6 protein-coding genes are annotated in these 4,433 nt (G+C 74.6%); 3 read left to right on the top strand and 3 right to left on the bottom strand.

Features of this window, described 5'->3' with window-relative positions; genetic code table 11:
* Nucleotides 1-138 (bottom strand): transposase (locus tag ACK586_RS14175; RefSeq protein WP_409331136.1); only part of this gene is annotated, 138 nt, incomplete at its 3' end.
* Nucleotides 139-190: 52 nt separating this feature from the next.
* Here ACK586_RS14175 and ACK586_RS14170 point away from each other — a divergent pair.
* The 3 genes from ACK586_RS14170 (at nucleotide 191) to ACK586_RS14160 (ending at nucleotide 3,008) form a co-directional block, all read left to right on the top strand.
* Complete coding sequence (locus tag ACK586_RS14170; RefSeq protein WP_409331135.1) at nucleotides 191-898, top strand: transposase; 708 nt, start codon at nucleotides 191-193, stop codon at nucleotides 896-898.
* A complete protein-coding gene (locus ACK586_RS14165) occupies nucleotides 889-1,362 on the top strand; it encodes a transposase (protein ID WP_409331132.1) in 474 nt (157 codons plus the stop codon). The genes ACK586_RS14170 and ACK586_RS14165 overlap by 10 nt, the downstream gene beginning before the upstream one ends.
* Nucleotides 1,363-1,763: 401 nt before the next feature.
* Nucleotides 1,764-3,008, top strand: coding sequence for an HNH endonuclease signature motif containing protein (locus ACK586_RS14160; RefSeq protein ID WP_409331131.1), 1,245 nt, complete (start codon nucleotides 1,764-1,766; stop codon nucleotides 3,006-3,008).
* Between the two features lie 90 nt (nucleotides 3,009-3,098).
* On the opposite strand, the gene ACK586_RS14155 is transcribed toward ACK586_RS14160, so the two are convergent.
* Nucleotides 3,099-3,815, bottom strand: a complete 717-nt coding sequence (locus tag ACK586_RS14155; RefSeq protein WP_409331130.1) for a PIG-L deacetylase family protein — start codon at nucleotides 3,813-3,815, stop codon at nucleotides 3,099-3,101.
* Nucleotides 3,816-3,942: 127 nt separating this feature from the next.
* Nucleotides 3,943-4,332 carry a PIG-L deacetylase family protein gene (locus ACK586_RS14150; RefSeq protein WP_409331129.1) on the bottom strand — a complete coding sequence of 130 codons (390 nt, stop codon included), beginning with the start codon at nucleotides 4,330-4,332 and terminating at the stop codon, nucleotides 3,943-3,945.
* Between the last annotated feature and the right edge of the window lie 101 nt (nucleotides 4,333-4,433).

The following is a 4,433-nucleotide window of genomic DNA, read 5'->3' as shown; positions in this document are numbered from 1 at the left end:
GTTCACCCAGTTGCCCAGCGTGCCCTCGTTGACGCCGAGATCGCGGGCGACCTGGGCGATCGGCTTGCTCGTCTCCTCGACGATCCGGACCGCCCCGTCACGGAACTCCCGGTCGTACTTCTTGCGGATCTCTGGCATCGCTACCCCTTATAGCTGATGCCTCCGCGGTCTCGGGGGAACCTCAGACTGCATCGACGATGTGAACGCGCTGCGCGCCGGCGCCACCGCGGCGGTGCTGGGGCATCGGGTGGCCGCGCCCTCGACGGTGGGCACGTTCCTGCGGTCGCTGCGCTGGGGTCAGGCCCGGCAGTTCGACGCGGTCAGCCGCCAGCTGCTGGCCCGCGCCGCCCAGATCGGGGCGCTGGATGTCACCGGCGGTGACGGCGGCCGGTTCGTGGTCGACCTCGACGCCACCCTGGTGGAGACCTACGGGCTGGCCAAGCGCGGCGCCGAGGCACCGATGCGCACCGGGCGGCGCGGCTACCACCCGATCCTGGCCATCGCGGCCGGCACCGGGGACGTGCTGCACGTGCGGCTGCGGCGGGGGCGGACCAACGACGCCTCCGGCGCCCCGGCGTTCGTCACCGAGACCCTCTCCCGGATCCGCGCCGCGGGGGTGGACGGGCCGGTGGTGCTGCGCGCCGACACCGGCTTCTACCTCGCCGACGTGCTCACCGCCTGCCGCAAGGCCGGGGTGGGGTTCTCCATCGGCGCCCGGATGATCGGCCGGATGCGGGCACTGATCGCCGCCCTGGACGAGTCCGCGTGGACCCCGGTGCCCTACTTCGAGCCCGGCGCGGCGGTGGCCGAGATCGGCTGGCTGGCCTTCGACCAGTCCCGCCCCGGCACGACCACCGGTGCCCGCTCCTGGCGGGTAACGGCACCTGGGTGCGGCTGATCGTGCGCCGCACCCCCACCCCGCCGGGACTGCGCGATGAGGCCCAGCAGGCGCTGTTCCCCACGTTCGACTACCACCCGTTCATCACCGACCAGCCCGGCGACCCGGTCGCCCTCGACCGGTTCCACCGCGCCCACGCCGAGGTCGAGCTCGCCATCCGCGATCTGAAGTACGGCCTGGCGCTGAACCACCTGCCGACCAAGAGCTTCGCGGCCAACCACGCCTGGCTGGTGCTGCAGACCCTCGCCCACAACCTCGGCCGCTGGACCGCCCGCCTCGGAGACCTCGCCGACACGCCACGGCAGACGATGAAGACCCTGCGCCGCCGCTACCTGGCCGTTCCCGCCCGGCTAGTGCGCCACGCCCGCGGCCTGCGGCTGCGCCTACCCACCGGCTGGCCCTGGGCGCAGCGCCTCCTCGACGCCCTCACCATCCTGCGGGCCCTGCCCGCACCCGGCGGCTGACCACCAGCCCCTCTGACCACCCACGACCGGAGCCTCGGAAACCCAGGTCCCAGCCCCGGCACGCCCTCCACCCGAAACCAAGATCCACCGACGCCCACCAGCACTCACCAGCGGGCTTCGGTGGATTCAGGCTGAGCGGCCCATTCAGGCACATCGGTCTTCAGCGGTGGCGGAGGCGACAGTGTGCGCTGGTGGGTAGTTCTCGAGCCGGAAGTGCACACCAGCGCACAGCGTCCCGACTCGTGCGGCTGTGTCCCACAAGCCGCCCCATGGGACACACGACAGCGCCCGACAGCGCTCACCCGCTGCCGGGCGTCAAGGGGCAGGCGAAATCTGTGGGTAGCCCGCTGAGCTGGGCATTCGGGCTGCCGGGACTGACTCCGACCGCTAGGATCGAACGCATGTTCGAAGATGTCGGAGGGTCGATGGGCGCGCGCGCCTTGCAGACAGCACTGGACGCCCTGGCCCGCCTGGACCTGGACGGCCTGGCCGACGCCGCGTTGCTGGAGCACGCGCGCGCACTGTCCACGGCCGCGCATCGCCTAGAAGCCGAGCTGACCAGGGCAGTGCGACGGGTGGACGTCCACGGCGCGATGGAGCACGACGCCGCCAGGACCCCGCAGGCCTGGCTACGCGGCGTGGTGCGGCTGTCCGGGTCGCGCGCCTCCCAACTGGTGAGCCAGGGCCGGGTGCTCGAGCACCTGCCCGCGACCGCCGCGGCCTTCGCCGCCGGGCTGCTGGGCGCCGACCAGGTGGAGGTGATCGCCGAGATCGCCAAGCCGGCGAACCGGGAGCTGGCCGAGCAGCAAGGCATCGATCTGGCCGAAGTGGAAGCTGCGCTGGTGCTCGTCGCGAGCTACGGCACCCACCGGGACCTGCAGTCCGCGGTCGGGGACTACCTGGCCAAGCTGGACACCGACGGGCCCGAACCCGACCCGACGGTGGAGCGCTCGGTGTGGCTGGTGCAGCAACCCGACGGGACCTGGACCATCGGCGGAACGCTGGACGCCATCGGCGGGCAGAAGCTCGCCACCGCCCTGGAAGCCGTGCAGGCCGCGTCCCGCTGCGCCGGCGACCTGCGCAACCGCGCCCAGCGCACCGGCGACGCCCTCGTCCAGCTCGCCGACAACGCCCTGGCGTCGGGGCAGCTGCCGGTGCTGCGCACCGTCAAGCCGCACGTCATCGTCACCATCGGCGTCGAGGACCTGCTCGACCCCGACACCGGCCCGGCCGCCGCGCGCACCGGAACCGGCGCCCGCCTGTCCGCGGCTCGCGCCCGCTGGACCGCCTGCGACGCCACCGTCACCCGCATCGTGCTCGACCCCGACGGGCTGCCCATCGACGTCGGCCGCGAGCAGCGCGTCGTCCCCCCGCACCTCCGCAAGGCCGTCGAGCTACGCGACCAGCACTGCATCTTCGCCGGCTGCGAGGCCCCGGCCTGGTTCTGCGACGTGCACCACCTCGTGCACTGGGCCCTCGGTGGGGAAACCTCGCTGGACAACACCGGGCTGCTGTGCGAGCGGCACCACACGAAGGTCCACCACGGCTACCGCGTCGAACGCGACGACACCGCCCCACCCGGACACCGCTGGCGCACCTACCGCCCCGACGGCACCAAGATCGTCACCCACGCGCTGGTGGCCTGATCAGCAGTCCACTCCACCCCGCGACCGCCCCGGTCGCGGGGCGGACGGCGTGTCCGCAGAAGTCGAGCGGCGAGCCGCACGGCCACCGGGTCAGAAGGCGGGGACCGACGGCGTCAGCTGCCAGGCGGCCGGCACCTCGGCGGTCGCGCCACCGTGCACCGGGGCGAGGTCGAGCACCAGCCGGGTGGGCTGGAAGGCCTCCGCGTAGCCGATGCGGGCCTGGGCGCCCCAGTGCCGGGCCGAGGCCACGACCGCGTCGGGCTCGACCATGGCCGACATCTCCACCTGGGTCGCGTGCGCGGCCAGCGCGGCCACCTTGCCGGACAGGTGGACGGTCACGTCGACGTAGACCGTCGGCGCGAAGGACAGCGTCGAGGGGCTCTGGTAGTGCAGCACCCGGGGCAGCCGCCGGGCGGCGCCGAGGGTGGCCGACGCGACCGCGCGGTGGTCCTGGTGGCTGTCGTCGGGCGCGTGCACGTAGACCAGGTCGGCGCGGGTCGCCCGCAGCACGCGCTCGATCAGGCGCACCGTCGCCGAGTCGGGCACGACCTCGCAGTCGCGCAGCCCGCCCCAGACCAGCCGGGCGCCGATCATCTCCGCGGCCCGCTCCTGCTCCGCCCGGCGGCCGGCACCCCGGGCGCCGTCGCCGGGGCCGTTCTCCCCGCCGGTCACCACCAGCATCGTCACCGCGTCGCCGGCCGCGACGTGCGCCAGGAGCGCCCCGCCGCAGCCGAGTTCGATGTCGTCGGGGTGCGCGCCGATGGCCAGGACGCTCAGCCCCGCGCTCCCCGTCCCTGCGCCGTCCATGGCCAGGTGTCCTTCCGTTCCGCCGGCGGGGTCCTCCCGCCCGTCACGGGTGCATCGGCAGCCGGATGTGTTGCCTGCAATGCGATCGTCCCGCCCTCCCCCCGTGGGGGGAGGGGGACGCCGGTCCTCACCCCGCGAGGCGCGGGTCCGGGACGATGCGGTGCGCGGCGGGGACGTCGCCGGCCCTCCGCCGCGGCCGCGGCCGCATGTCGAGCACCATCCGGGTCGGCGCGAACGCCTCCGCGTAGCCGATGCGGGCCTGGGCGCCCCAGTGCCTGGCCGAGGCCACGACCGCGTCGGGCTCGACCATCGGCGAGTGCTCGACCTGGGAGGCGTGCGCGCCGAGCGCGGCCAGCTTCCCGCTGAGGTGCGCGGTCACGTCGACGTAGACCGTCGGCGTGAAGCTCAGCGTCGAGGGGCTCTGGTAGTGCAGCACCCGCGACAGCCGCCGGGCGGCGCCCTGGGTCGCCGAGGCGAGGGCGCGGTGGTCCTGGTGGCTGTCGTCGGGCGCGTGCACGTAGACGACGTCCGCCGCGGGGGGGGGGGGGGCCCCCCCCCCGCGCCCCCCCCCCCCCCCCCCCGCCCCCGCCCCCCCCTCCACCGTCCCCCCCCCCCCCC

The organism is Trujillonella humicola, from assembly GCF_046233715.1.
Lineage (GTDB): Bacteria > Actinomycetota > Actinomycetes > Mycobacteriales > Geodermatophilaceae > Trujillonella > Trujillonella humicola.
Note: the sequence above shows the minus strand (reverse complement) of the source record. Positions and strands in the feature narration are given on the sequence as shown.